At 52.1% G+C, this 1,184-nt stretch carries 1 pseudogene; it reads right to left on the bottom strand.

What is annotated here, in order from left to right:
* A pseudogene (locus J5224_RS28920) lies at positions 1 to 1,184 on the bottom strand (hypothetical protein); the annotation flags it as partial.

Here is a 1,184-nt window from a genome sequence, read left to right as displayed (position 1 = left end):
CCGCCCCTGAGCCACCAATCAGCGTGTCGTTGCCCTTACCGCCGATCAAGATATCGTTGCCGCTGCCGCCGTACAGGATGTCGTTACCTTCACCACCGTTAAGCAGGTCATTGCCACCCTGACCAAACAGGATGTCATTGCCCGCACCGCCGTACAGTTTGTCGTCACCGTCGTTGCTGGAAGAGAGATCAAACGCCTGATGGTGATCGGTAATGTAATGGTGCATATCCTGCACCGTTACGCTGGAGACTTTCATCTGCTGCGCGATATAGGTTTGCAGTGCCGACAAGCCGTTACCTTCGATACCGTCAAAGCGCACCACATCGCCAAACAGGATGTCATTGCCAATACCACCGTGCAAGGTGTCGTCTCCGCCGGGCAACGGTTTGTTGCTGCCCAGGATCGCTTCACTCAGCTTGCTCGGATCGATCTTGCTTTGAACAATACCGTCGGAGTCGTAACGCGTCAGACTGCTGGCATCGAGCGATTTGCCCACGCCAATGGCTTCAATGGTGTTATGCGATATCGACTGCAACAGCTTGAAGGCAGTGTCTGCGTTTTGCTGGCTGTAGTAACGATTGTAGTAGCCGTAGTCCCCGTCGTTGTTACCCCAGCCGCCCAACGTGGAGATTTCATAAGTGCCATCGCCCTGCGCATGTACCCGTCCGACAACTTCGTGGTCGATATAACCATAACGATTATAGAAGTATCGATTGACATCGCCATTAGCACTGATGACCTCGCGGTTCTCCCCCATAATTTTCATGTTATAGGCTTGGCCGACTTGGTAATTGAAACTGTCGATATTCAGCACTTCATTCGAATTACTACCCACCTGTACCTGATTGGTTTCATCCTTCTGATAATAGGTCGGCTCGCCGTCGGTAATAAAATAGGTCAGGTTAGTACCGACATTATTTTTCACCGCCGCACTTTGGAACCAGTTGGCCGTGGTTTTAAACACGTCCTCATAGTTAGTACCGCCGCCGTTACCACCGCCAACCATTGAGTTCAGTACGCCGGTAAGCTTGCTCAGCGCCGTCGAGTCTTTCAGATCCACCGATACCGTGCGGCCAACCTGCGTGTCAAAGTCAGCGAGGAACACGTTCACTTTCCCTGCATGCGCACCGTTGGCACTGTTGATCAGGCTGTTAAACACGTTTTTCAGAGAAGCAACCGTGTTG

The organism is Candidatus Symbiopectobacterium sp. NZEC135 (genome assembly GCF_025962695.1).
Note: the sequence above shows the minus strand (reverse complement) of the source record. Positions and strands in the feature narration are given on the sequence as shown.